General features: G+C 48.6%; 24 protein-coding genes. 10 read left to right on the top strand and 14 right to left on the bottom strand.

What is annotated here, in order from left to right; genetic code table 11:
• The first annotated feature begins 74 nt into the window (after nucleotides 1-74).
• The 3 genes from NZM01_05105 to secG all read left to right on the top strand — a co-directional run bounded on the left by NZM01_05105 (nucleotide 75) and on the right by secG (nucleotide 1,496).
• Complete coding sequence (locus NZM01_05105; protein ID MCS6959407.1) at nucleotides 75-203, top strand: hypothetical protein; 129 nt, start codon at nucleotides 75-77, stop codon at nucleotides 201-203.
• Between the two features lie 64 nt (nucleotides 204-267).
• Entirely contained in the window at nucleotides 268-1,185 is a 918-nt protein-coding gene (tilS, locus tag NZM01_05100; GenBank protein MCS6959406.1) for a tRNA lysidine(34) synthetase TilS, read from the top strand.
• Nucleotides 1,186-1,190: 5 nt separating this feature from the next.
• Nucleotides 1,191-1,496, top strand: coding sequence for a preprotein translocase subunit SecG (gene secG / locus NZM01_05095; GenBank protein MCS6959405.1), 306 nt, complete (start codon nucleotides 1,191-1,193; stop codon nucleotides 1,494-1,496).
• Here secG and NZM01_05090 read toward each other — a convergent pair.
• Nucleotides 1,450-2,091, bottom strand: a complete 642-nt coding sequence (locus NZM01_05090) for a cofactor assembly of complex C subunit B (GenBank protein ID MCS6959404.1) — start codon at nucleotides 2,089-2,091, stop codon at nucleotides 1,450-1,452. The genes secG and NZM01_05090 overlap by 47 nt on opposite strands.
• 104 nt (nucleotides 2,092-2,195) lie before the next feature.
• Here NZM01_05090 and arsB point away from each other — a divergent pair, with 104 nt between their 5' ends.
• Nucleotides 2,196-3,350, top strand: coding sequence for an ACR3 family arsenite efflux transporter (gene arsB / locus NZM01_05085; protein MCS6959403.1), 1,155 nt, complete (start codon nucleotides 2,196-2,198; stop codon nucleotides 3,348-3,350).
• Between the two features lie 3 nt (nucleotides 3,351-3,353).
• Nucleotides 3,354-3,749 carry an arsenate reductase, glutathione/glutaredoxin type gene (gene arsC / locus NZM01_05080; GenBank protein ID MCS6959402.1) on the top strand — a complete coding sequence of 132 codons (396 nt, stop codon included), beginning with the start codon at nucleotides 3,354-3,356 and terminating at the stop codon, nucleotides 3,747-3,749.
• Here arsC and NZM01_05075 read toward each other — a convergent pair.
• A complete protein-coding gene (locus NZM01_05075) occupies nucleotides 3,741-5,060 on the bottom strand; it encodes a Rieske 2Fe-2S domain-containing protein (protein MCS6959401.1) in 1,320 nt (439 codons plus the stop codon). The two genes, arsC and NZM01_05075, sit on opposite strands and share 9 nt — an antisense overlap.
• Before the next feature lie 123 nt (nucleotides 5,061-5,183).
• Here NZM01_05075 and uvrB point away from each other — a divergent pair, with 123 nt between their 5' ends.
• Nucleotides 5,184-7,181: an excinuclease ABC subunit UvrB gene (gene uvrB, locus NZM01_05070; protein MCS6959400.1), complete on the top strand. Its 1,998-nt coding sequence runs from the start codon at nucleotides 5,184-5,186 to the stop codon at nucleotides 7,179-7,181.
• An 11-nt stretch (nucleotides 7,182-7,192) separates the two neighbouring features.
• On the opposite strand, the gene NZM01_05065 is transcribed toward uvrB, so the two are convergent.
• Nucleotides 7,193-8,029, bottom strand: coding sequence for an EAL domain-containing protein (locus NZM01_05065; GenBank protein ID MCS6959399.1), 837 nt, complete (start codon nucleotides 8,027-8,029; stop codon nucleotides 7,193-7,195).
• Between the two features lie 241 nt (nucleotides 8,030-8,270).
• Here NZM01_05065 and NZM01_05060 point away from each other — a divergent pair, with 241 nt between their 5' ends.
• The gene (locus tag NZM01_05060; GenBank protein ID MCS6959398.1) at nucleotides 8,271-9,389 is read left to right on the top strand and encodes a 2OG-Fe(II) oxygenase; all 1,119 of its coding nucleotides are present in this window, start codon (nucleotides 8,271-8,273) and stop codon (nucleotides 9,387-9,389) included.
• A 295-nt stretch (nucleotides 9,390-9,684) separates the two neighbouring features.
• On the opposite strand, the gene mnmE is transcribed toward NZM01_05060, so the two are convergent.
• From mnmE to NZM01_05035, 5 genes are all read right to left on the bottom strand, one after another.
• Nucleotides 9,685-11,034 carry a tRNA uridine-5-carboxymethylaminomethyl(34) synthesis GTPase MnmE gene (mnmE, locus tag NZM01_05055; protein MCS6959397.1) on the bottom strand — a complete coding sequence of 450 codons (1,350 nt, stop codon included), beginning with the start codon at nucleotides 11,032-11,034 and terminating at the stop codon, nucleotides 9,685-9,687.
• 3 nt (nucleotides 11,035-11,037) lie between these two features.
• A complete protein-coding gene (rpsF, locus tag NZM01_05050; protein MCS6959396.1) occupies nucleotides 11,038-11,424 on the bottom strand; it encodes a 30S ribosomal protein S6 in 387 nt (128 codons plus the stop codon).
• Between the two features lie 222 nt (nucleotides 11,425-11,646).
• Nucleotides 11,647-11,760, bottom strand: coding sequence for a cytochrome b6-f complex subunit PetG (gene petG / locus NZM01_05045; protein ID MCS6959395.1), 114 nt, complete (start codon nucleotides 11,758-11,760; stop codon nucleotides 11,647-11,649).
• 55 nt (nucleotides 11,761-11,815) lie between these two features.
• Nucleotides 11,816-11,977, bottom strand: coding sequence for a DUF2256 domain-containing protein (locus NZM01_05040; GenBank protein ID MCS6959394.1), 162 nt, complete (start codon nucleotides 11,975-11,977; stop codon nucleotides 11,816-11,818).
• 2 nt (nucleotides 11,978-11,979) lie between these two features.
• Nucleotides 11,980-13,020 (bottom strand): aldo/keto reductase, encoded by a 1,041-nt coding sequence (locus tag NZM01_05035; protein MCS6959393.1) that lies wholly within the window; start codon nucleotides 13,018-13,020, stop codon nucleotides 11,980-11,982.
• A gap of 59 nt (nucleotides 13,021-13,079) precedes the next feature.
• Here NZM01_05035 and NZM01_05030 point away from each other — a divergent pair, with 59 nt between their 5' ends.
• On the top strand, nucleotides 13,080-14,600 hold the full coding sequence (locus NZM01_05030) for a YifB family Mg chelatase-like AAA ATPase (protein ID MCS6959392.1): 1,521 nt from the start codon (nucleotides 13,080-13,082) through the stop codon (nucleotides 14,598-14,600).
• On the opposite strand, the gene NZM01_05025 is transcribed toward NZM01_05030, so the two are convergent.
• Complete coding sequence (locus NZM01_05025; GenBank protein MCS6959391.1) at nucleotides 14,597-15,250, bottom strand: DUF2834 domain-containing protein; 654 nt, start codon at nucleotides 15,248-15,250, stop codon at nucleotides 14,597-14,599. The genes NZM01_05030 and NZM01_05025 overlap by 4 nt on opposite strands.
• A gap of 40 nt (nucleotides 15,251-15,290) precedes the next feature.
• Here NZM01_05025 and NZM01_05020 point away from each other — a divergent pair, with 40 nt between their 5' ends.
• Nucleotides 15,291-16,226: a branched-chain amino acid ABC transporter permease gene (locus NZM01_05020; GenBank protein ID MCS6959390.1), complete on the top strand. Its 936-nt coding sequence runs from the start codon at nucleotides 15,291-15,293 to the stop codon at nucleotides 16,224-16,226.
• A gap of 7 nt (nucleotides 16,227-16,233) precedes the next feature.
• On the opposite strand, the gene NZM01_05015 is transcribed toward NZM01_05020, so the two are convergent.
• The 4 genes from NZM01_05015 to NZM01_05000 are packed head-to-tail and all read right to left on the bottom strand — an operon-like array spanning nucleotide 16,234 to nucleotide 18,865.
• Nucleotides 16,234-16,713 (bottom strand): Ureidoglycolate hydrolase, encoded by a 480-nt coding sequence (locus NZM01_05015; protein ID MCS6959389.1) that lies wholly within the window; start codon nucleotides 16,711-16,713, stop codon nucleotides 16,234-16,236.
• Nucleotides 16,676-17,710, bottom strand: coding sequence for a Gfo/Idh/MocA family oxidoreductase (locus tag NZM01_05010; GenBank protein MCS6959388.1), 1,035 nt, complete (start codon nucleotides 17,708-17,710; stop codon nucleotides 16,676-16,678). Before NZM01_05010 ends, NZM01_05015 begins: the two co-directional genes overlap by 38 nt.
• Nucleotides 17,711-17,756: 46 nt before the next feature.
• The gene (locus NZM01_05005; GenBank protein ID MCS6959387.1) at nucleotides 17,757-18,008 is read right to left on the bottom strand and encodes a chlororespiratory reduction protein 7; all 252 of its coding nucleotides are present in this window, start codon (nucleotides 18,006-18,008) and stop codon (nucleotides 17,757-17,759) included.
• Nucleotides 17,993-18,865: an MBL fold metallo-hydrolase gene (locus NZM01_05000; protein ID MCS6959386.1), complete on the bottom strand. Its 873-nt coding sequence runs from the start codon at nucleotides 18,863-18,865 to the stop codon at nucleotides 17,993-17,995. Before NZM01_05000 ends, NZM01_05005 begins: the two co-directional genes overlap by 16 nt.
• Before the next feature lie 65 nt (nucleotides 18,866-18,930).
• Here NZM01_05000 and NZM01_04995 point away from each other — a divergent pair, with 65 nt between their 5' ends.
• On the top strand, nucleotides 18,931-19,323 hold the full coding sequence (locus NZM01_04995; protein MCS6959385.1) for a pre-16S rRNA-processing nuclease YqgF: 393 nt from the start codon (nucleotides 18,931-18,933) through the stop codon (nucleotides 19,321-19,323).
• Here the strand turns inward: NZM01_04995 and NZM01_04990 are convergent.
• On the bottom strand, nucleotides 19,309-20,775 hold the full coding sequence (locus tag NZM01_04990) for an AAA family ATPase (protein MCS6959384.1): 1,467 nt from the start codon (nucleotides 20,773-20,775) through the stop codon (nucleotides 19,309-19,311). The genes NZM01_04995 and NZM01_04990 overlap by 15 nt on opposite strands.
• Nucleotides 20,776-20,801 lie beyond the last annotated feature (26 nt).

Genomic DNA, 20,801 nt, shown 5'->3' with positions numbered 1-20,801 from the left:
CGCAATAGTCCCTAGATGACCTAAAAAATAGGTAGAATGGAATTAAACAAGTTGCGTTTAGTAGGGAGAAGGATATGAAAGCTTTACAACAGTTAATCCGTTACATTGAAGATGCGATTATGCGTATTTTTGGTCCTGCCAAGGATAACTATCCCAAGACAGGAGAGCAGCCCTTTAGCGGTGAAACCGATCGTGTAGCCTAATTTGAAGGATGTCCGCATTAAGTTTCAGCAAACTATTACCCTGCTCCCAGATTATTCTAGCATTTTGATTGCGGTTTCGGGGGGGCAGGATTCTCTGTGTTTAGCTCATTTACTACAGACTTTACAAAGCAAACATCACTGGCAGTTAGCAATTGCTCACTGTGATCACCGATGGCGCTCAGACAGTTCAGACAATGCTCGCCATGTTGCCAAGGTTGCCGAAATTCTAGGCTTGCCATTTTACTGTAGGACTGCGGCTGATCCTCCCGCCAGTGAAGAAAAAGCGCGGCAATGGCGTTACCAAATGCTAACAGAAATAGCAGCAGAGATAGGCGCTAGTATCATTACCACAGGACACACTCTAACCGATCGGGCGGAGACAGTATTATTTAACTTCTTGCGGGGAGCAGGATTAGAGGGTATGCAATCTTTGACGTGGGAGCGTCCTCTAAGTGAGCATATAAAATTGGTGCGACCCCTGTTAGGTATTAGCCGAGCGCAAACCTTAGCCTACTGCCATTTCTATCAGTTACCCATCTGGGTGGACAGTACCAATTCTGACAACAGATACAAACGTAATCGCTTACGCAATGAGGTTTTCCCCTACTTAAAACAGCACTTTAATCCCCAGTTAGAAGCGACTCTCGTCCACACAGCGGAAATTGTGACTGAGGATGTAAAATTTTGGCAGGCATACATAGATAGCCTCTGGCAAAAACATCAATTAGATGCCCACCTACCGCAAATCGATCGGACTGTTTTGCAAAGCTATCCGCGGTCAGTACAGAGGCGTATGATACGTAAATTTCTCCAGATTTACATCCCCCAGCAACTGGAATTTGACCATATTGAAAAGGTAGTAAAGCTCATTGATAGTCCTAACCGCAGTCAATGCGACCCCCTACCAGGTAAAGCGATAGTGGTGGTAGAACATCCCTGGTTGCACTTACAGTTTGCTAAAATTTCCCCAGAGGTTAACTAGTTGTTATGTACAGTTTCTTACAGGTCACGTGGATTGTTGTTGCCATTTTGCTTATATTTTTTGTCCTACTCCATAGCCCCAAGGGGGACGGCTTAGGTGGAATTGGTGGACAGAGCTTTGCTACTACTAAAACGGCGGAGCAAACCCTCAATCAAACCACTTGGACGCTACTAATTGCTTTCCTGGGCATTGCCATTATTCTAGGAGCAGGCTGGGTCAAACCTAACACCCCCAATGTTCCCTCACCACCTCCCGCTGCCAGTGCTATTCCCGCGGTGCCTTCTGATTTAAGTGCGCCAGAGAATAAGTAAGTTTTGCTGCCAGGGATGTAATCCAAGCCTCATCTTGGTTGGTGTAACTACGGGGCACATTTGACCCCAAAATTAACGCCCCTTTCCCCGCCAAGGGTTGCACAATTACACTCTGGGTATTTTCTGGTAGGTAGTCAAATTCGACTTTACCAGGGTACAAATTTAGCTGTACAAGGTACAGAGGCTTTTGTTTTGTCATGACAGTTTGTACTAACTGGCCTGGCTGCTCCATGTTTTTTTCGGGTAGGATACCCCGTGCTAATAGCAGACAATTTTCATACCAGATGACCACAGAACGAGTAACAGTTAGAGTTAATAATGTGTGGGACAGCCACGCTAATTCTGTTTGTAATTCTGGCGGTAAATCGGGGTGGAGATAAAACCGATCGCTTCCCTTTAACTGCACTGCTTCTGGGGGGACAGGTTGGATACTTTGCCATAAAAGAAAGACAAGAATTAACATAGCAGCTGCCAATATACCTAAAGCATCCGATCGGGCTTGACTCGGCAATAAATCAGGCGTAAACAGACGATTTAGCACTAAACCAACTCCCACAATTGTCCCTGCTGCCAGGGGGAGATACCGCAACCTCATGGAGTGAAAGTCCTGTACTCGCATATAGCTATTTTGCCATAGCCATTGACGTATCAATATTATTTGATATAACCTAAGAAGAGTCAGGAGTTAGGAGTAAGGATTTGGCAAACAAGAGCGTACCAGTTAAGGCGGGTAGTGGTCTTAGTTTTTTTGAGAAGTATTTGACAGTTTGGGTATTTCTATGCATAATTGCGGGGATTATTTTGGGCAAAGTGTTTCCCCAACTAGCACAAGCCCTCGATCGGATGGCGATATATCAGGTATCAATTCCAATTGCTATTTGTTTATTTTTTATGATGTATCCCATCATGGTTAAGATTGACTTTTCCCAGATCGTGAAAGCTGCCCAAACTCCTAAGCCTGTCCTCTTAACCCTAGTAGTTAATTGGTTAATTAAGCCCTTTACGATGGTCGTATTTGCCCAATTCTTTCTGGGAAATTTGTTTCGTCCCTGGCTGACCCAGACAGAGATAATTAGGGGAGTAGAGGTCAACATTACTGACTCCTATATTGCTGGTTGTATTCTGCTGGGAATTGCCCCTTGTACAGCGATGGTGTTGATGTGGGGTTATCTTTCCTACAGTAATCAGGGACATACTTTGGTGATGGTAGCTATCAATTCTTTGACTATGCTATTTTTGTATGCTCCCCTGGGCAAGCTCCTGCTGTCTACTAGTAATTTCCCTGTACCTTGGCAGACCATTTTACTGTCAGTTTTAGTGTATGTGGGTATTCCCCTAGCAGCAGGAATTTATAGCCGCTATTGGATATTTAAGCATAAGGGGCAAGAGTGGTTTGCAACTAAGTTTCTCCACTATCTCAATCCCATTGCTATCACTGCCCTCCTCACAACTCTGATTCTTCTGTTTGCCTTCAAGGGGGATTTAATTGTCAACAACCCCCTCCATATTTTGCTAATTGCCATACCTCTATTTATTCAAACTAATTTTATCTTTTTGATTTCCTATGTAGCGGGTCTCAAATTGGGCTTAATCTATGAAGATGCGGCCCCTGCTGCTTTAATCGGTGCTAGTAATCACTTTGAGGTGGCAATTGCAACAGCGATCGTTTTATTTGGTCTTAATTCCGGTGCCGCTTTGGCGACGGTAGTGGGGGTGTTAATTGAGGTACCTGTCATGTTAATGTTAGTAGAAATCTGCAAGCGCACAGCGTTTTGGTTTCCCCGCGACCCCAGTAAAGCGTCTCTCTTTGACCCCCGTTGTCTACCCGCTAATCCCCTTGAAATAGAGGAGTAAACTATGAAAAAAGTGATGTTTGTCTGTAAGAAAAATTCCCGCCGCTCCCAAATGGCAGAGGGGTTTGCCAAAGCCCTTGCTAAGGATCGAGTAGAGGTGGTCAGCGCTGGTTTGGAAGCTAGTTTTATTGACCCCAAAACGATCGCGGTGATGGCAGAAGTAGGCATTGATATTAGCCAGCAGAATTCTAAGCCCCTAAGCGATTTCCAACCCACTGATTTTGATGCGGTCATCTCTTTGTGTGGCTGTGGTGTCAATTTGCCGCCGGCATGGGTGACTAGGGATATTTTTGAGGATTGGCAGCTAGAAGACCCAGAGGGCAAAGACCTAGATACCTACAGGCGAGTGCGGGATGAAGTGAAAGCCAGGGTAGAAAATCTCCTGGGGCGACTAGGATAGATTGCGCGGGGGAATCTCTCGCCCTTGATAGAATTTGCGACGCACAACGCTCAACCCCAGCCAGCTTGCCCCCGCCAATAACCCAACTAGGGCTCCTACTGTCTGCCAGTTAAATACTACACAAACTAACCCTATGCCCGCTAGTCCTACAGACAGATGGCGTAACCGTTCAATCTGGTGCAACGCACTCCGACAACTAGCACAGTGCTGGGTATGGGAGTAATACCGATCGAGGAGTTGTTCCCTGGGGAGAGGGGGGGGTAATTTTTTCCCAGGGAAGGGATCAACTTGGTAGTGATGTAACCACTGATGGAATTCTAAGATAAATAAATCAGCCTTTGTCGGCAGATAAAACGCCCGTCCCACATTGGCACTACCCCCCATTGCTTCCAGGTAGCGTTCCTGGTGATGTAAGAAGATTTGGTCATCTTCTAAAACCCCATTTTGTCCCAGGTGAGACAGCCAGAGGGGGGTTAGGCGAAAAATTAAGCGGGGAATTTTGGTGGAAAACTTGAAGGGAAAGCGGGCAAATAGACGGCATCTGCCTTTGTCGATGGGAGTAGCATAGACAACCGTCAAGGTGCGTCCAAATTGTTGGGAAGTGAGGTCATGCCACATTAGATTGGGGGCAACAAAATAGGTGGTTTGACTGCCCAACTGGCCTTTGCGGGGTCCTTCCGCCCAAAAACCGACAAACCCTGCGCGATTGGACTCCAAAATCTTCAACTCCATAGGAGCAGCATTGGCACGATTGCCTACCGATCGGTGATGGGTGAAAGGCAAATGACTGGAATCTAGGACATTCTCCAGCAGAGTGAAAGCATCGTAGGGCAAGTCCCGAAAAGTATCCAGACAGACCCACTCTTGGGGGTCAGTTTCCGCCTCAGTGATCGCCGGTACAACAGGAATTTCTACTGGATTTGCTTCTATCCCTGGCTTACCATAGACAAATAACAATCCCTGCTTGACTGCTGCTGCATACACTTGAGCACAAGCCCGCTGGGAATGATGGGCAGCGCCACCCTCTGGTTGCTGGGGAATTCTCTGACAATCTCCCTTGCCGTTGAAAGACCAGCCGTGATAGGGGCACTCCAAGTAGCCCTCTTCATTGATTCTCCCCTCCGAGAGACTGGCAAGACGATGGGGACACCGATCGGCAAACACCCGCCACTGACCATCCCACCAAATCACGAGGGGTTGACCCAGTAGGGTAAAACTCTGGGGCTTGCCCTTATCCAAGTCCCGTTCATAGGCAACAGGATACCATGCCTCGTAGCAGTCAAATACGTCGGGGTTTGTGCCGCCTATCATTCCTTATTCTCCCAAGAGTATTTGCATGATAGAAGAGGAGAAGAGGAGCAAACAACACCTGCAGACTGATGTTGGATTATGCTGTGGGGCAGAGAATAATAACAAATGATTGGTGGATGATTTATGGCGCGGTTTAATATCCAAGCTCCCTGGGCACCCACAGCCGACCAACCCAAAGCGATCGCTCAGTTGTTAGAGGGTTTACGCAGAGGTTATCGTTATCAGACTTTGTTAGGAGCAACGGGCACAGGCAAAACCATGACGATCGCCCATGTAATCGCCCAGTATCAACGCCCGACTTTAGTATTAGCGCCCAACAAAACCCTGGCTGCCCAACTGTGTAATGAGTTAAGACAATTTTTCCCCCACAATGCTGTTGAGTATTTCATCAGTTATTACGATTATTATCAGCCCGAAGCCTACATCCCTGTCACTGATACTTACATTGCCAAAAGTGCCTCTATTAACGACGAGATTGATATGCTCAGGCACTCTGCTACCCGATCGTTATTTGAGCGAGAAGATGTGATAGTAGTTGCCTCTGTGAGTTGCATTTATGGTTTAGGTATCCCTGAAGAATACTTAAATGCGGCAATTCCTCTACGCGTGGGTACAGAGGTCAATCAACGGGAATTACTCCTCGCATTAGCAGAAGTACAATATGACCGCAATGACATAGAAATGGGCAGGGGTAAATTTCGTGTGAAGGGGGATATCTTGGAAATTGGACCCGCCTATGACGATCGGATTATTCGTGTAGAATTCTTTGGTGATGAAATTGAAGCAATCCGTTATCTTGATCCACTGACGGGGGAAACTTTAGCAAGCTTAGAGGCGGTCAATATCTATCCTGCCCGTCACTTTGTCACCCCTAAAGAAAGACTAGAAGCAGCTTGCCAACAGATTGAACAGGAACTAGAAGAACGGTTAGCAGAGTTAATCCAAGCTAATAAATTAGTAGAAGCCCAACGCCTCGAGCAACGTACACGCTATGATTTAGAGTTACTCAGAACAGTGGGCTATTGCAACGGTATTGAAAACTATTCCCGCCATTTAGCCGGGCGAAAACCAGGTAGCCCCCCCGCTTGTTTAGTCAACTATTTTCCCAGGGACTGGCTACTAGTTGTGGATGAATCCCATGTCACCATACCGCAATTACGGGGCATGTACAATGGCGATCGATCGCGCAAGTTGACTTTAATAGAACATGGTTTTCGTCTACCCAGTGCAGCGGATAATCGCCCTCTCCAAGCAGAAGAGTTTTGGGAATTAGTAGAGAAATGTATCTTTGTTTCTGCTACGCCCGGTGATTGGGAATTAGAAGTATCCCAGCAAGTTGTAGAACAAATTATTAGACCAACAGGTGTCCTTGACCCCGAAATATTTGTCCGCCCTACCACAGGACAGGTGGATGATTTGTTAGGAGAAATAAAGCTACGGGTGCAAAGAAAAGAGCGGGTTTTAATCACTACGTTAACTAAGCGCATGGCAGAGGATTTAACTACCTACCTACAGGAACGAAATATTGCGGTGCACTATCTCCATTCCGATGTGAAACCGATCGAAAGAATTGAAATCCTGCAAGCCCTTAGAAACGGTGACTTTGATGTTTTAATTGGTGTCAATTTACTAAGAGAAGGTTTGGACTTACCCGAAGTATCCTTGGTTGCCATTTTAGATGCCGATAAAGAGGGATTTCTGCGAGCGGAACGATCGTTAATTCAAACCATTGGTCGGGCAGCCCGCAATGTCAATGGACAAGTCATTATGTACGCCGATCGTTTGACAGAGAGCATGGAAAAAGCTATTAATGAAACTGCCCGCCGCCGCGCCTTGCAGATAGAGTACAACAAAAAGCACGGTATTACACCCCAGCCGATAGTCAAACGATCGAGTAATGCCATCTTGGAATTCTTGTCGATCTCTCGGCGTTTGAACGAACAACAAGTTGAATATCTGGCAAATCACAGCCAAGAACTTAGTCTCGATGAACTACCCGAACTGATAGAAAAGCTGGAAGCAGAAATGAAAGAAGCTGCCCGCCGACAAGCCTATGAACAAGCCGCAGTCCTGCGCGATCGGATTAAAAAATTGAGAGACCGCCTTTTACATCGTTCTTAAGAAGAGAGTTACTAGGCAGTGCGGAGAGGAAATCTATTCAATCCACTTCTAGCTTGGTCAGTAAGCATAATACGAGCAAGGGGAGCAGGCACAGGGGGACTTAGCAAATAACCCTGGTAAGCATCACAGCCCAGTTCAGTTACGGCTGCCAATTCCTCGATCGTTTCCACACCCTCCGCTAAAACAGCTATCCCTAAATTATGTGCCATCGTGGTCACATGATGCAAGATTGTAGTAATAGCAGCCCGTCGGTCAGGGGAAGGGTCTACTAAACCTTTGGTAAAAGTTTTATCTAGTTTAATAACATCCACAGGGAAATCACAGAGATATTCTAGAGAGCAGTAGGAAGTGCAGAAATCATCGAGGACAATTTTAACACCTAGAAGATGGAGATGGTGTAGAACAAAAAAGATTTCCTCCCGATCGGTAATTGGAGCAGTTTCTGTCAGTTCAATTCCTAGATAATGGGGGTCAATCTTATATTCCTGGACTAAGTAGAGAATGTAATGCAGTGATTCCTTGCACTGGAGGTAGCGACTAGAAAAATTGATGTAAATTGGCACTCTTATACCAATTTCTTGCCATAGGGATATGTAACCGAAGGCTTCCTGTAGTAGCCACTCATGGAACTGTCTTACTAAGGATAAACTGCTACTCTCCAGCGCCCTAATCATTTTACTAGTATCAATTCTTCCTACATTAGGTGCTCGCCAACGAGTTAGAGCTTCTACACCAAATAAACTATTTGTACTCAGACAACTCTGTACCTGAAACACTAAACTCATTTCGCCATTAATGATGGCACTCTCAATCATTTCTGGCAATACCACTCCCTCAAAAGTACTCATCTTTGTCTCCTGCTCATGTCTCTAACCACTGTTAAGCATAAACTCATCTTTTGCTCAGTTAGTTATCTGTTTTTTACTTTTTTCATACTTTGTGATTGGATTTTTTACAAACTTACGTACTCTCTACTCGATAAAACTTATTAGAGCTGGGGGTGATTTTCGTGCAGCAGCAACCCTGGACAGAACAAGCAGTCCATCTCTTTATGTTAATCTATGACTGCAGTCTATCCCCAAAACGCTTATGCCGCTATTGGTAGGTGATCCTGCTCCCTGGTTTAAGTGTGAATGCACGACTAATCCCAACTATAACTTTGACACAGTGGCGGGGCGTTATGTTGTCCTTTCTTTCTTTGGGTCTACAACTTTGCCCCAGGTGCCCCCTCTGCTTAGATTTATTTATCAAGACCTGCGCCCCCGTTTCGATGATTCTAACCTGTGTTTCTTCGGCGTGAGCATTGACCCCCAGGACAAGGAGCAACATCGAGTCACTCAAATAATCCCTGGCATTCGCTTTTTCTGGGACTTTAACTTGGAAGTTAGTAAGCGCTATGGTGCAGTCAGGGCAGAAGAAGGTGCGGGTTTCGTATTTCAACCTTTCACTCTCGTCCTTGATCCCAATCTGCGGGTATTAGCAAATATTCCCATCAATGAAAATCACAATCTTATTCTTGATAACGTCCTTAAGAGTTTGCCCCCGATCGATGACTATGCCCAGGTACCTTTGACTGCCCCTATACTGATTGTACCCCGTGTGTTTGAACCAGAATTTTGTCGAGAGTTAATTCGTCTTTATCAGACCCATGGCGGGAGTGAATCGGGATTTATGCGGGAGAAAGACGGTAAAACGATCGGAGTTCAGGACTATTCCTTCAAACGGCGGAAAGACTATGAAATTCAATCGGAAGAGATTAAAGCCCATTTTCGTGCTTGTTTAGTTAGACGGTTGGTACCAGAAATTGCCAAAGCCTTTAACTTCCATGTTACTCGTATCGAGCGTTTTATCGTAGCTTGTTATGAAGGGGAAGTGGGGGGCTTTTTCCGTCCTCACCGCGATAACACAACTAAGGGGACAGCCCATCGCCGCTTTGCTGTGACGATCAACTTAAATGCCGAAGAGTATGAGGGGGGGGATTTACGGTTTCCTGAGTACGGCAGTCGCACCTATCGTGCACCAACGGGAGGCTGCGTTGTTTTTTCCTGCTCCATTTTGCATGAGGCAACACCTGTAACCAAAGGGGTGAGATATGCTACGCTGCCTTTCCTTTACGATGAAGCTGCTGCCAAAATTCGGGAAATGAATCGCCAGTTTTTATCGGGGGAAATTGTTGACCTCAATCAACAGAAAACCCTGCAAACTTGAACAGTTTGACATGCCAAATTATCTCTACTTCCTAAGTTGTGATGCTGGTTTACAGTATTATCACTCTCTTGCACTACACATCTTGACCTACTCCCTGTCCTGAAGGACAAGGATTCTTGTTCTTGGTTCAGCGTTCGGTGTTCGGCGACGCTCACCCGAGTCGCGAGGCTCACAAGCCGCAGTTCCCCCAATGCCCTTGGGTACTGTTGATGCTACTGTACCACAAACTAAACAAAAAAAGTCGCCTTGCAGGGCGAGGCTTTAGACCCAATTTTTTGGTAATCTCCGTTTAGTTCTACTTACCAATGCAGAAACGACTGAAGATTTGCTCAAGGAGAGATTCTGTAATTTCTTCCCCAGTAATTTCCCCCACGGCACGGATGGCAGCCCGCAGGTCGATCGTCCAAAAATCGAGGGGCAGTCCTTGGTGGATTGCCTCTTCTACTCGCTCTAAACTCTCAACTACCCGATAAAGACACTCTGCCTGTCGTTGATTGATGGCAAAGTCCAGGTTTTGTGCTTGTATCTGCTGGGCATTGAGGATTTTGAGGATGGTGGATTCCAATTCCCAGATGCCTTCTCCTTGGGCAACGGCAGTTCTAACAGAAGCAAGAATGTCAAGGGCAGGGATGTTGTCTTTTTCTCCCAGGTCGGTCTTGTTGCGGATTAAAACGATCGGTTTTTCTTTTACTAGTTCATATATCTTTTGGTCTTCAGGTGTCCATCCTACACTGACATCAATGACTAGCAAGACTAAATCTGCTTGTTGGGCAACTTTACGCGATCGTTCCATACCCATTTGTTCCACTAGGTCGTCGGTATCACGAATGCCAGCTGTATCCAAGACAGTAATCGGTATGCCTTCCACCACTAACTGGGAATCCACAATGTCTCTGGTAGTGCCGGGAATGTCTGTCACAATTGCCCGATCGGTACGACTCCAAGCATTCAATAAACTGGATTTGCCCACATTAGGACGACCAACAATGGCAACTTTGATACCTGACCTAATCAGTTCCCCCCTGTCTTTCGTAGCTAGATAGAGAGCAGCTTGTTGTTTGATGCCTTTTATCTGGGTTTTGATTGCTTCTGCATCGAGGGGAGGCAAATCTTCTTCAAAGTCCAGGCGGGCTTCTATCTCGGTGAGGATGTCTAGACATTTGGCACGCAGTTGTTTGAGGGGTTGGGAGAGTTTACCCTGCAGTCCCGCTAGGGCTAACTGGGCGGCATGGGGGGATTTCGCTCCCACTAGGTCTTTGATGCTCTCTGCCTGGGCAAGGTCAATCCGTCCGTTGAGAAATGCCCGCAAAGTGAATTCGCCTGGATTAGCGAGGCGTGCTCCCTGCCTCAGACAAAGTTCCAGAATTTGCTGGACAATTACTGTCCCCCCATGGCACTGAAACTCCACCACATCCTCCCTCGTGTAGGAACGGGGGGCTGCCATGTATAAAACTAGAGCTTCATCAACTGTTGTTTGGCTCTGAGGGTCAACTACCTGCCCGTAGAGAATGCGATGGCTCTCCCACTTGCCTTTAGTGCGAAAGACTTTTTGCGCGATCGCTACTGCCTGCGCACCTGACAGACGGACAATCCCCACACTGCCAAGGGCAGTAACAATGGCAACGATCGTGTCTGCCCCCAGCACAGACTAACTAACTTCCGCCGGTTCAGCAACTGGGGTCACTTCCTGGGCCGTGGGAACTTCCAAGGCAGGGGGTTTCTCATTATCAGCTAAATCTTCCAACTCTCTACTTAGGGTAAGGAAGCGCAGGACATTTTCATCAATCCGCATCATCTTTTCCAAGGCAGCCACGATCGTGGGGGGACCGCTGTAGTTCATCTGCACATAAATCCCCTCCCGATGCTTTTTGATTTTGTATTCCATGCGGCGTTTGCCCCGATTTTGCACGATAATGTAGTCCCCCTGCTGTTGGTTTTCCTGCAGGAGCGTTTGATATTTGTTAATTACCGCCTCCACATCTGGGTCAGGCAGATCGGGACGGATGATGTACATAGTTTCGTACAGACGATTCATAGTTTCTCCTTGTGGACTAGTGACTTACTGCCCCCAGCCCCTGCCTGGTGAGCTCGTCGAACCAGAGCTCGTCGAACCAGAGCTTGCCGTGCTTGCTGAGCTTGCCGTGCTTGCTGAGCTTGCCGTGCTTGCTGAGCTTGCCGAAGCAGAGACTGGAAAACTAGGCTTCCTAGGGAAGCAAGGATTTACTATGATACCGACAAGACCGATCGGGGGCAATAGTTATTTATTAGAAAAAGGTTGGCGTTGGTACTGTTGATAGGCAGCAAAGAACAATCCACCCAGCGTAATCACAATCAGCCCCAGCACCATTCCCAGCAAAATTGGCTCAATCATAGACACAAAACTTAACGGACATCTCCAGTCTAACCGAGGGCAGAGGGAAGTTGTGTTAAGAGTTGTTTACAGACCGTGGTTTGTGGCGACGACAACGATCGCTGCAGTATTTTACTTCCTCCCAGCAGTCTGCCCATTTTTTGCGCCAGGTGAAAGGTTTGCCGCAGGTAGCACAGATTTTTTGGGGTAGGTGGGACTTATTACCTTTGTAGGACATAGCTAGTAGGGCATAGGGTAATCACGGCGGACAGCTTCAATATCAGCTAGGACATCGGGGGAGAGTTCCACTCCTATAGAATCAATGTTGTGGCGAAGTTGATCCATAGTGGTAGCACCAATGATGGCTGCTGTAACAAAAGGTTGCCGCCGCACAAAAGCCAGTGCCATTTGGGGCAGACTGAGACCATGTTTTGCCGCTACTGCTTTGTAGGCATGGACAGCACTGTTGGCTTGCTTGGTGTTGCGATGGGAATTCATGTTGCCCGGTAAAGTCCAGCGGGAGCCAGGCGGTCGCTGTCCATCCAAGTATTTACCTGTGAGCATACCCGTTGCTAGAGGTGACCAAGCTAGTAACCCCACCTTCTCCGTTACGGCAATTTCGTGTAAGTCCGGCTCAAACAAACGGCAGAGGAGACTGTACTCATTTTGAATGGAGACTACACGGGGTAGATTGAGTTTTTCCGCCAGGTGCAGGTAAGTCATGGTTCCCCAGGCGGTTTCATTAGACAGTCCAATAAATCTGATCTTGCCCTGCTGGATTAAATCTTGGAGTGCCTGCAACACCTCGATCATGTTGGCTTCCACCTCCGACCGATCGAATTGGGGGGCATACTGCCAATGGCGGCTAAAGTGATAGCTACCGCGGTTGGGCCAGTGGAGTTGATAGAGGTCAATATAATCCGTCTGTAAGCGTTTGAGACTCCCTTCTACTGCCAGGAAAATATTGCGCCGATCGTACTTTTCCCCGTTGCGAATCCAACTCAGTCCTGGCCCTGCTATCTTGGTGGCAAGAATCACCTGGTCTCGTTTTTTGCGGGAGGCAAACCAAGTGCCAATGATAGTTTCCGTCTTGCCGTAGGTATCAGCGGTGGGGGGAATGGCATAGAGTTCGGCTGTGTCCCAAAAATTGATACCCCGATCGAGGGCATAGTCCATTTGGGCGTGACCTTCTGCTTCCGTGTTTTGCCTACCCCAGGTCATCGTACCCAGGCAGAGTACAGAAACCTTGACCCCTGTCTTGCCTAACTCCCGATATTCCATGCTTAGCCTGCAATAGCTGCAGATATTCTATACGATCGAAGCAGGAAGGGGGAAAAGGGATGCTTGCTAAGGTTGCCAGTGCCACGATCGTGGGGATTGATGCGGTGGAAGTGGGAGTAGAGGTGGATATATCGGCGGGATTGCCAGGGATGGCAGTGGTGGGGTTGCCGGATACAGCAGTGCAGGAGAGCAAAGAGCGGGTGAAAGCAGCCATCAAAAACACAGGCTATGTTTTTCCCCTGCGTAAAATTGTGGTCAATCTCACACCCGCTGACCTGCGTAAGGAGGGGCCCAGTTTTGACCTGCCCATCAGTTTGGGAGTCCTAGCGGCAACGGAGCAAGTACAAGTACCCGCCGACCTCTTGTTTTTAGGGGAGCTGTCTTTAGATGGCAGTTTGCGGGGTGTCAGTGGTGTATTGCCAATCGCGGCTACCGCCAGACAACTAGGGAAACGGGGTGTAGTTGTGCCAAAGGACAACTGGGCAGAGGCAAAGGTAGTAGGAGAAATAGCCGTCTATGCCTTTTCCCACCTGGGAGAGGTGTTGCAATTCCTCCAAGACCCTGCCAGTTATCAAGAGCCAATTTATCAGCAGCCAGAACAAGCTGTGGTGAATACTCCCAGCTACGACTTGCGGGAGGTAAAGGGACAGAGCCATGCCCGTCGCGCTCTAGAAATTGCCGCTGCCGGGGGACACAATTTGATCTTTGTCGGACCGCCAGGAGCAGGCAAGACTTTGCTAGCCCGTTGTTTACCTTCTATTCTCCCCCCCATGACACCAGAAGAGGCATTGGAGACAACCCGCATTTACTCAGTGGCAGGACTATTGCAGGGAAAGGGCTTGATTACCGATCGACCTTTTCGTAGTCCCCATCATTCCGCATCGGGTCCGTCGTTGGTGGGGGGTGGCAGTTTTCCCCGACCGGGGGAGATTTCTCTGGCTAGCAATGGGGTGTTGTTTTTGGATGAACTGACCGAATTTAAGCGAGATGTGTTGGATTTTTTGCGCCAGCCCCTAGAGGATGGGTTTGTCACTATCTCCCGCACCAAGCAATCAGTGGTGTTCCCGGCTAAGTTTATGCTGGTGGCAAGCACTAACCCCTGTCCCTGCGGCTATTGGGGTGACCCCGTCCAACCCTGTACCTGCAGTCCCAAACAGAGGGAGCAATACTGGGCACGTCTTTCCGGTCCCCTGATGGACCGCATTGATTTGCAAGTCCTAGTTACCCGCCTCAAACCAGAAGAAATTACCTCTAGCACCACAGGGGAACCCTCAGCAGTAGTCAGAGAGCGTGTTACCCAAGCTAGACAGTGGCAACAGGAACGTTTTGCCCAGGAGAGTTCTGTTCGTTGTAATGCCCAGATGCAGACCCGCCACCTGCGGGAGTTTTGCCAGCTAGATGATCGCAGTCGTTCTCTTTTGGAAGGAGCAATTCGGCGGTTGGGACTATCCGCCCGCGCCAGTGACCGCGTGTTAAAGGTAGCCAGAACGATCGCTGACCTTGACCATTCCCCCTTTATCCAAGCCCATCATGTGGCAGAAGCAATTCAGTATCGCACCCTCGATCGTTTCAGCAGTTAAGCAGTGGCGGAGGCAGGGATGAGATTGGGTCTGATGGTGAGATAGACGGCGGGACCGATGAGAGGCACAGTACTGACAAACAGGTAGAGCAGGTAGTTGTCCTGGAGACCTCTCCTTGCCATGTCATCAGCTAGCAGCCAGGGGAAGAGGAGAGTGAGGAGAGCAAAATCCAAACTCATAACGTGGATAAAACGACTGGTGCGCCACTGATAGACAAAATCAGACCAATCCCCGTACTTAATACCGTAAAGCAGTAGGAATATGGTGCCTATAGCCAGTAAAAAGCCTGTGATGCGGGAATCTGTCACTTTGATCCACCAGTTGGGAGTACCTCGGAATTGGGGATTGGGTTCACGGAGGGCGCAATAGGGTAGTAAGGCAAAGGCTCCCACAAACACTGACCCCAAGAAAAAGGGCCATGCCCGCACCTTCTGCCCCTGTCCATCGGCAAACAACAGACAGCCATAAATTAAGGGATACACCCCCATCAAATTAAACAAAGCCACGATCGCTGGATTGATCCCTTCTATGTCCATATTGATCAGGCGTTGAATCAAGTCTAAGGTGTCAGGACGATCGGGCGGTGCCAACACAAACGCATAGGTAACAAATCCCAACCAAATCAACCAAAACGGCAATCCCCTTAGCATAAAATAACGATCGCAACTCTTCTAACCTAGCACAACAGGGGTGGACGTTTTTTGGCAGCAACTGGCTAATGGTATTTCTATTGGCAGTGTTTATGCCATTTTTGCCCTCGGCTATACCCTTGTATTTTCCGTGTTAGGGATTATCAACTTTGCCCATGGGGCTATATTTACGCTGGGTGCTTATCTCACCTATTGCTGGCATGGTGGTAAATTTGGCTTCAACGGGCTTTTAGCTAATCAATCTCTACCCAAATTTCTCCACTTGCCCTTTCCCCTAGCCGTGATAGCGGGGAGCGCGATCGCTGGTTTGGTTAGTGTGGCCATTGAGCGATGGTGTTTTCGTCCCCTGCGCTACCGACAGGCCGATAGCTTACTTACTCTCATCTCCAGTTTGGGCGTGGCAGTGGTTATAGTTAACCTCATTCAATACCTGGTAGGTGCGGAAATTTACACCTTCAAAAGCGATATTTTCGGCAATCTCCCCACTGCCCTCACTGTCGGTAATATCAAAGTCAGAACTGCCCAAGTGCTAATTTTTGCTGTGTCCGTTGTCATTCTGGCACTTCTCACCTTTCTCCTCAACTACACTAAGTGGGGAAAAGCCCTGCAAGCTGTGGCGGAAGACCCTAATGTGGCTATTTTATTGGGGATTGACCCCGATCGATTTATTACGCTTACCTTCTTTCTGTCAGGCTTTTTAGGGGGAGTAGCAGGGTCCTTAGTGGGAGCAAGTGTCAGTATTGCTGGTCCGTATTTCGGCATTAGTTTTGGGTTGAAGGGATTAGCTGTAATTGTGTTAGGGGGCTTGGGGAGTATTGGGGGGGCAGTACTAGCGGGATTTACAATTGGCATAGCCGAATCCCTCGTACCAGCCCAGTGGAATGCCTACCGTGAAGCTGTTGCCTTTGGCATTCTATTTTTAATGCTATTGTTGCGACCCCAGGGTTTGTTTGGTCATGTCAAAATAAAAGTATAAAACTGGATTATTCAATCCTAAAGCGGATGGGCTGCCCTAATTGCACAGAGTGATGATCATTGATATTTGTATCTTGCAATTCCAGATTAAAAAATACCATTTCAGGCTGGCGGAAAAACGGACCGGCGTGCCAAGTGCCCACCTCTAATTTGACCAGACAAACTCCCACAATGCGAAATAAATGTATATCTGCCACTGACAGTTTAGCCGCCGGAATAGTAGGACTAGCTACCCCCAAAAACCACTCCTGCCCTGCTACAGAAGCTAAGCATTGGGTGACGCGGCGGTGTTGTGTAATTCTGTCGAAAACCAAACCCTGGTCTGATAGCTGCATCAGGTAAACACGGGGTACCCCTTGGCTCAAATCCAACTGTGCCTCTTCCGCATCCCAAATCTTGCCATCGATCGTGGGGTAAATGACCTGCCCAAAGGGACGAAAAACCTCCGGGTCAATTGGTGCGCAGGATTTCTCTAAGATTGAACTCATGATTGTACCAGGTCTGACCATCAAGGGCTGTCTGTTCAATCACACTGGCAATCCGCAGGGCACGCAAAGCTTGTGTTCCTCCCACAGAAGGTTGCTTCCCCCCCCGCACACAGGCTGCAAAGTGCTCCAATTCAGCATAGAGAGGTTCAATGTTGCTGGTATAGACCTTCTCAATCAGCCCATCGCGACGATAGAGTACCTGACTGTAATCCGCATTGGCAGTAACAGTTTGGCGGTGAATTAAAATCTCATTGTTGAGGAAATCCGCCTCCGTAAGGGAGTTTTTGCAGTGGGCAACAATCCGTCTCTGCTTGCGATGGGTGACTTTGCTGGCGGTGAGCGTGGCGATTACCCCGTTATCAAAGGCGATCGTGGCGGTCACATAGTCTAAAAAGCCCGACCCAGAGACGTGGTTACCGTTGGCACTGAGTCTAGTAATCTGCCCTGGCACTAATTCTAACAAGAGGTCAATGTCGTGGATCATTAGGTCAAACACCACGGACACATCGTTGGCGCGGTGGGAGTAGGGACTGAGGCGATGGGCTTCGATCGCTAATACTGTCTCCCCCTTTAACACCTTTGCTAACTCTTGAAAAGCGGGATTGAATCTTTCAATGTGCCCCACCTGTAAAATCCGATCGGTTTCTGCGGCTGTATTGACTAGGGATTCCGCCTCAGCAATGGTAGCGGCAATTGGTTTCTCAATCAGGACGTGCACTCCCGCTTTTAGACAGGTCATACCCACTTCATGATGGAGTCTAGTGGGGACAGCAATACACACCGCATCCACCAGGGGCAACAATTCTCGATAATCCTCAAAAAACCGCACCCGATACTTGCTGGCTGTATCTAAGCCCCGATCGACATTTATGTCCGCCACACCTACCAAATCCACATCCTTGAGGAGACTCAAAACCCTGGCATGGTGTTGCCCCATATTGCCTACCCCTATGACCCCCATGGGGATAGGTTTGGCATGACTGCGGTAGGAATTCATCACCCTCACACTCCCCTAATCCTTGAAGAATCTTAACATAGCTTGTTTATTTCTCTAGCCTGACCACATACCACTGCCACACTCCCTCAGCGGTGCTAAACTCACACACTGTAGCCAGTAAACGGTCAATTTGTGCTTCCCGATGGAGTCCCCGTAGATCAATTGGTATTTCCACCCCCGCTTGGTCTAACAGACTAGCCAAAATTTGCCTGAGTTCCGCGTAAGAGACAAACTGTTGTTCTAAGCGCGGGGAGAGCACCACATAGGTATCTTCAAAAAACATCATCCGATCGGGCATAATTCTTCCTCCTGTTGCGTTACCGCTAACACCATTCCTTCCTGCGCCATTATGCCGTTGGGAAAAGCCGCTTTTAGTTCTGCACCCACTTTGTCTAGGAAGTCGTCATCGTGGGCGGGGTCATGGTGAAAAACCACTAGATGCTTAACCTGGGCAGCTTTGGCGATCTTAACTCCCTCTTGCCAAGTGGAATGCCCCCAGCCCACTTTGGGACTAGTATCTGACCAGTATTCCTCATCGGTGTAGGTGCAGTCCATGATTAAAAAATCCGCATTACGCGCGAGGTAAACTAGATTTTCATCCACCCGATCGCTGTAGTGCTCCGTATCAGTGGCATAGACAACTGCTCGATTCTGCCAGCTCACCCGATAACCCATGGCCTCCCCTGGATGGTTGAGCCTGCCTGTTTCTACAGTTACTCCATCGCCCAAATCTACCACCTGCCCAAATTCCAGGCTGTAAAAGTACTTAGTGGAACCCATGATACCTAGGGGGACAGGGAAATTGGGGTCCAGCATTTGGTTGCAGAGGCATTTCTCGATCGTGTCCCCATTGAGGGAGACCTTGCCGTAAATGTGGAAGGTATTGCCCTTGACAAAGGCGGGGGTGAAGAAGGGAAAGCCTTGGATATGGTCCCAGTGGGTGTGGGTAAAGAAGATATGTGCCTCTAGGGGCATTTCCTGGAGCAGGTGGTCACCGAGGACACGAATGCCTGTACCTGCATCAAAAATTAGGCGTTTGCCATTGCAGCGCATTTCCACACAGGAAGTGTTGCCCCCATAACGAATTGTAGAAATACCTGGGGTGGGAATACTGCCCCGCACGCCCCAAAAATGCACAGTAAAGCGGCTTGTCATTTTGCCTGTTACCCCTGTCATATAGTAATCCTAGCGCTAAATTCTGTCTAAGAGGAGAGGTAGCGGTGTTTCTTGGACTTGACCCCGGTAAAAGTAAGTGTGGTTTAGCAGTGATGGACTTCGAGCGGAAACTCTGGGTGCAGGAGGTAGTACCCACATCCCGCACGATCGAGCGGGTGGCAAAAATTTTGGCGGATTACCCCATCTCGGTGATTATTGTGGGCAATGGTACAGGGAGCAAAGCCTGGCGGGATTTACTAGAACCCCAAGTCAAGGTAGTTTTGGTAGATGAAAAATTTAGCACCCTGGAGGCACGGCAGAAGTATTGGCAACTCTACCCCCCCAAAGGCATCTTCAAACTTTTACCCCAATCCTGGCGTATCCCCCCCCGTGATTTTGATGATGTGGTAGCTATTGTCCTCATTGAACGCTATCTCAAACAACTAGTCACGGAATAATGCCGATCGGGAAGCCAGGCGAGCTTTTCCCGATTTAGCCCACTCCTGCAAATATTCCACCTCGGCACTGGCGGTCTGGGCAAGGGGCACAATTTGACTGGCAGCTTCCAATATATCTTCGGTAGTAAAGTCGCGATTTTGGCTAAAGCCAATGTGCATAGCTTCGATGATCACCTGTTCGATCTCTGCTCCTGAAAAGTTGGGGGTTTCATAGGCAAGGCGATCGAGGTCATAGTTTCTCAGGTTGTAGCCCCGCACGCGGTTGAGATGAACAGCAAAAATCTGTGCCCGCTCCTCCTGGTTGGGTAAGCCGACGAAGAAGATTTCATCAAATCGCCCTTTGCGCAGCAGTTCTGGGGGCAAGGCGCGAATATTGTTGGCAGTGGCAACGACAAACACCGGTGCCGTCTTTTCCGCCATCCAGGTCAAAAAGGTAGCAAAGACACGGTTGGTTGTCCCCCCATCCCCTCTGCCGTCGCCACTGAAGGCTTTGTCAATTTCGTCTACCCAGAGCACACAGGGTGCCATCGCCTCCGCTAGTTGGGTCATCTGGCGGGTACGGGCTTCACTTTCTCCCACTAAACCAGCAAATAACCGCCCCACATCCAAGCGCAGGAGAGGTAAAGACCAGTGATGGGCGATCGCTTTTGCTGTCAAAGATTTTCCTGTCCCTTGAATGCCGACTAACAATAACCCCCTGGGGTAAGGAATGCCGTATTGCCGTGCCCGATCGCTAAAAGCATTCCCCCGCCTCAGTAGCCACTCTTTAAGGTTGTCTAAGCCCCCAATGTCGTCAATGCCCGTGGTGTCAGGAAAGAAATCTAAAATTTCCGTTTGACGAATGCTTTGTCGCTTTTCTGCTAGGATTAACTGCCCGTCGCCATGGCGTAATTCGCCGTGATCAGCTATAGCCAAGGACAAAACCCGGCGCAGCCGCTCTAAGGACAGCCCCTGACAAGCCCTGGTCAGTTCCTCTAGTAACTCCTGCTCCTTTACCCCAAAATTTTGCAGTTCCTGGCGAATCCGATCGGCACTGGGCAGCGGAAAATCTATGACTGTTACCACTTCCCGCAGAAATTCCGGCACAGTCTTGGTCGTGACCAGCAAGATCAGATTCTGGGGCAACTGCTTGAGTCGGCGGGCGAGATTGCGTAACTTCCTACTGACAGCTACATCCTCCCAGAACCGATCGCCGTCTCTGAGGAGAAAAACTGCTCCTCCCTCGATTTTGTCTAGGAACTCCAATGCCTGGAGGGGATTGCGCTTGCCCACTCCCTGGTTAGTGGGACTGCCCTGGTAACCTTCGACAAAATCCCAAATATACAGGCTACGCCCCAGCCGTTTGGCAACCTCGGCAACCTCTGCCTCTACCTCCTCTTCCGCCAATGCCCCGATCGCTATAATGGGGTAGCGCGCCCGCAGCAGCAGCTCTAAATCTGTGCCAAATGCCATGAAATTGTATCACCTAACCTGGGTAA

It is taken from the genome of Pseudanabaenaceae cyanobacterium SKYG29 (assembly GCA_025055675.1).
Taxonomy (GTDB): domain Bacteria; phylum Cyanobacteriota; class Cyanobacteriia; order Pseudanabaenales; family Pseudanabaenaceae; genus M5B4.
The sequence above is the reverse complement of the archived record's forward strand: the minus strand, read 5'-3'. Positions and strand labels throughout refer to the sequence as shown.

Bases quoted from the DNA above. Each gene is read 5' to 3' on its own strand.
- arsC (MCS6959402.1), top strand. From the start codon at position 3,354: ATGAAAAAAGTGATGTTTGTCTGTAAGAAAAATTCCCGCCGCTCCCAA.
- NZM01_05035 (MCS6959393.1), bottom strand. From the start codon at position 13,020: ATGGAATATCGGGAGTTAGGCAAGACAGGGGTCAAGGTTTCTGTACTC.
- NZM01_05025 (MCS6959391.1), bottom strand. From the start codon at position 15,250: ATGCTAAGGGGATTGCCGTTTTGGTTGATTTGGTTGGGATTTGTTACC.
- petG (MCS6959395.1), bottom strand. From the start codon at position 11,760: ATGATTGAGCCAATTTTGCTGGGAATGGTGCTGGGGCTGATTGTGATT.
- NZM01_04990 (MCS6959384.1), bottom strand. From the start codon at position 20,775: ATGGCATTTGGCACAGATTTAGAGCTGCTGCTGCGGGCGCGCTACCCC.
- rpsF (MCS6959396.1), bottom strand. From the start codon at position 11,424: ATGAATCGTCTGTACGAAACTATGTACATCATCCGTCCCGATCTGCCT.
- NZM01_05030 (MCS6959392.1), top strand. From the start codon at position 13,080: ATGCTTGCTAAGGTTGCCAGTGCCACGATCGTGGGGATTGATGCGGTG.
- NZM01_05015 (MCS6959389.1), bottom strand. From the start codon at position 16,713: ATGAGTTCAATCTTAGAGAAATCCTGCGCACCAATTGACCCGGAGGTT.
- NZM01_05005 (MCS6959387.1), bottom strand. From the start codon at position 18,008: ATGCCCGATCGGATGATGTTTTTTGAAGATACCTATGTGGTGCTCTCC.
- NZM01_05040 (MCS6959394.1), bottom strand. From the start codon at position 11,977: ATGTCCTACAAAGGTAATAAGTCCCACCTACCCCAAAAAATCTGTGCT.
- uvrB (MCS6959400.1), top strand. From the start codon at position 5,184: ATGGCGCGGTTTAATATCCAAGCTCCCTGGGCACCCACAGCCGACCAA.
- NZM01_05000 (MCS6959386.1), bottom strand. From the start codon at position 18,865: ATGACAAGCCGCTTTACTGTGCATTTTTGGGGCGTGCGGGGCAGTATT.
- NZM01_05010 (MCS6959388.1), bottom strand. From the start codon at position 17,710: ATGAATTCCTACCGCAGTCATGCCAAACCTATCCCCATGGGGGTCATA.
- NZM01_05065 (MCS6959399.1), bottom strand. From the start codon at position 8,029: ATGAGTACTTTTGAGGGAGTGGTATTGCCAGAAATGATTGAGAGTGCC.
- NZM01_05105 (MCS6959407.1), top strand. From the start codon at position 75: ATGAAAGCTTTACAACAGTTAATCCGTTACATTGAAGATGCGATTATG.
- NZM01_05075 (MCS6959401.1), bottom strand. From the start codon at position 5,060: ATGATAGGCGGCACAAACCCCGACGTATTTGACTGCTACGAGGCATGG.
- secG (MCS6959405.1), top strand. From the start codon at position 1,191: ATGTACAGTTTCTTACAGGTCACGTGGATTGTTGTTGCCATTTTGCTT.
- NZM01_05060 (MCS6959398.1), top strand. From the start codon at position 8,271: ATGCCGCTATTGGTAGGTGATCCTGCTCCCTGGTTTAAGTGTGAATGC.
- NZM01_05090 (MCS6959404.1), bottom strand. From the start codon at position 2,091: ATGAGGTTGCGGTATCTCCCCCTGGCAGCAGGGACAATTGTGGGAGTT.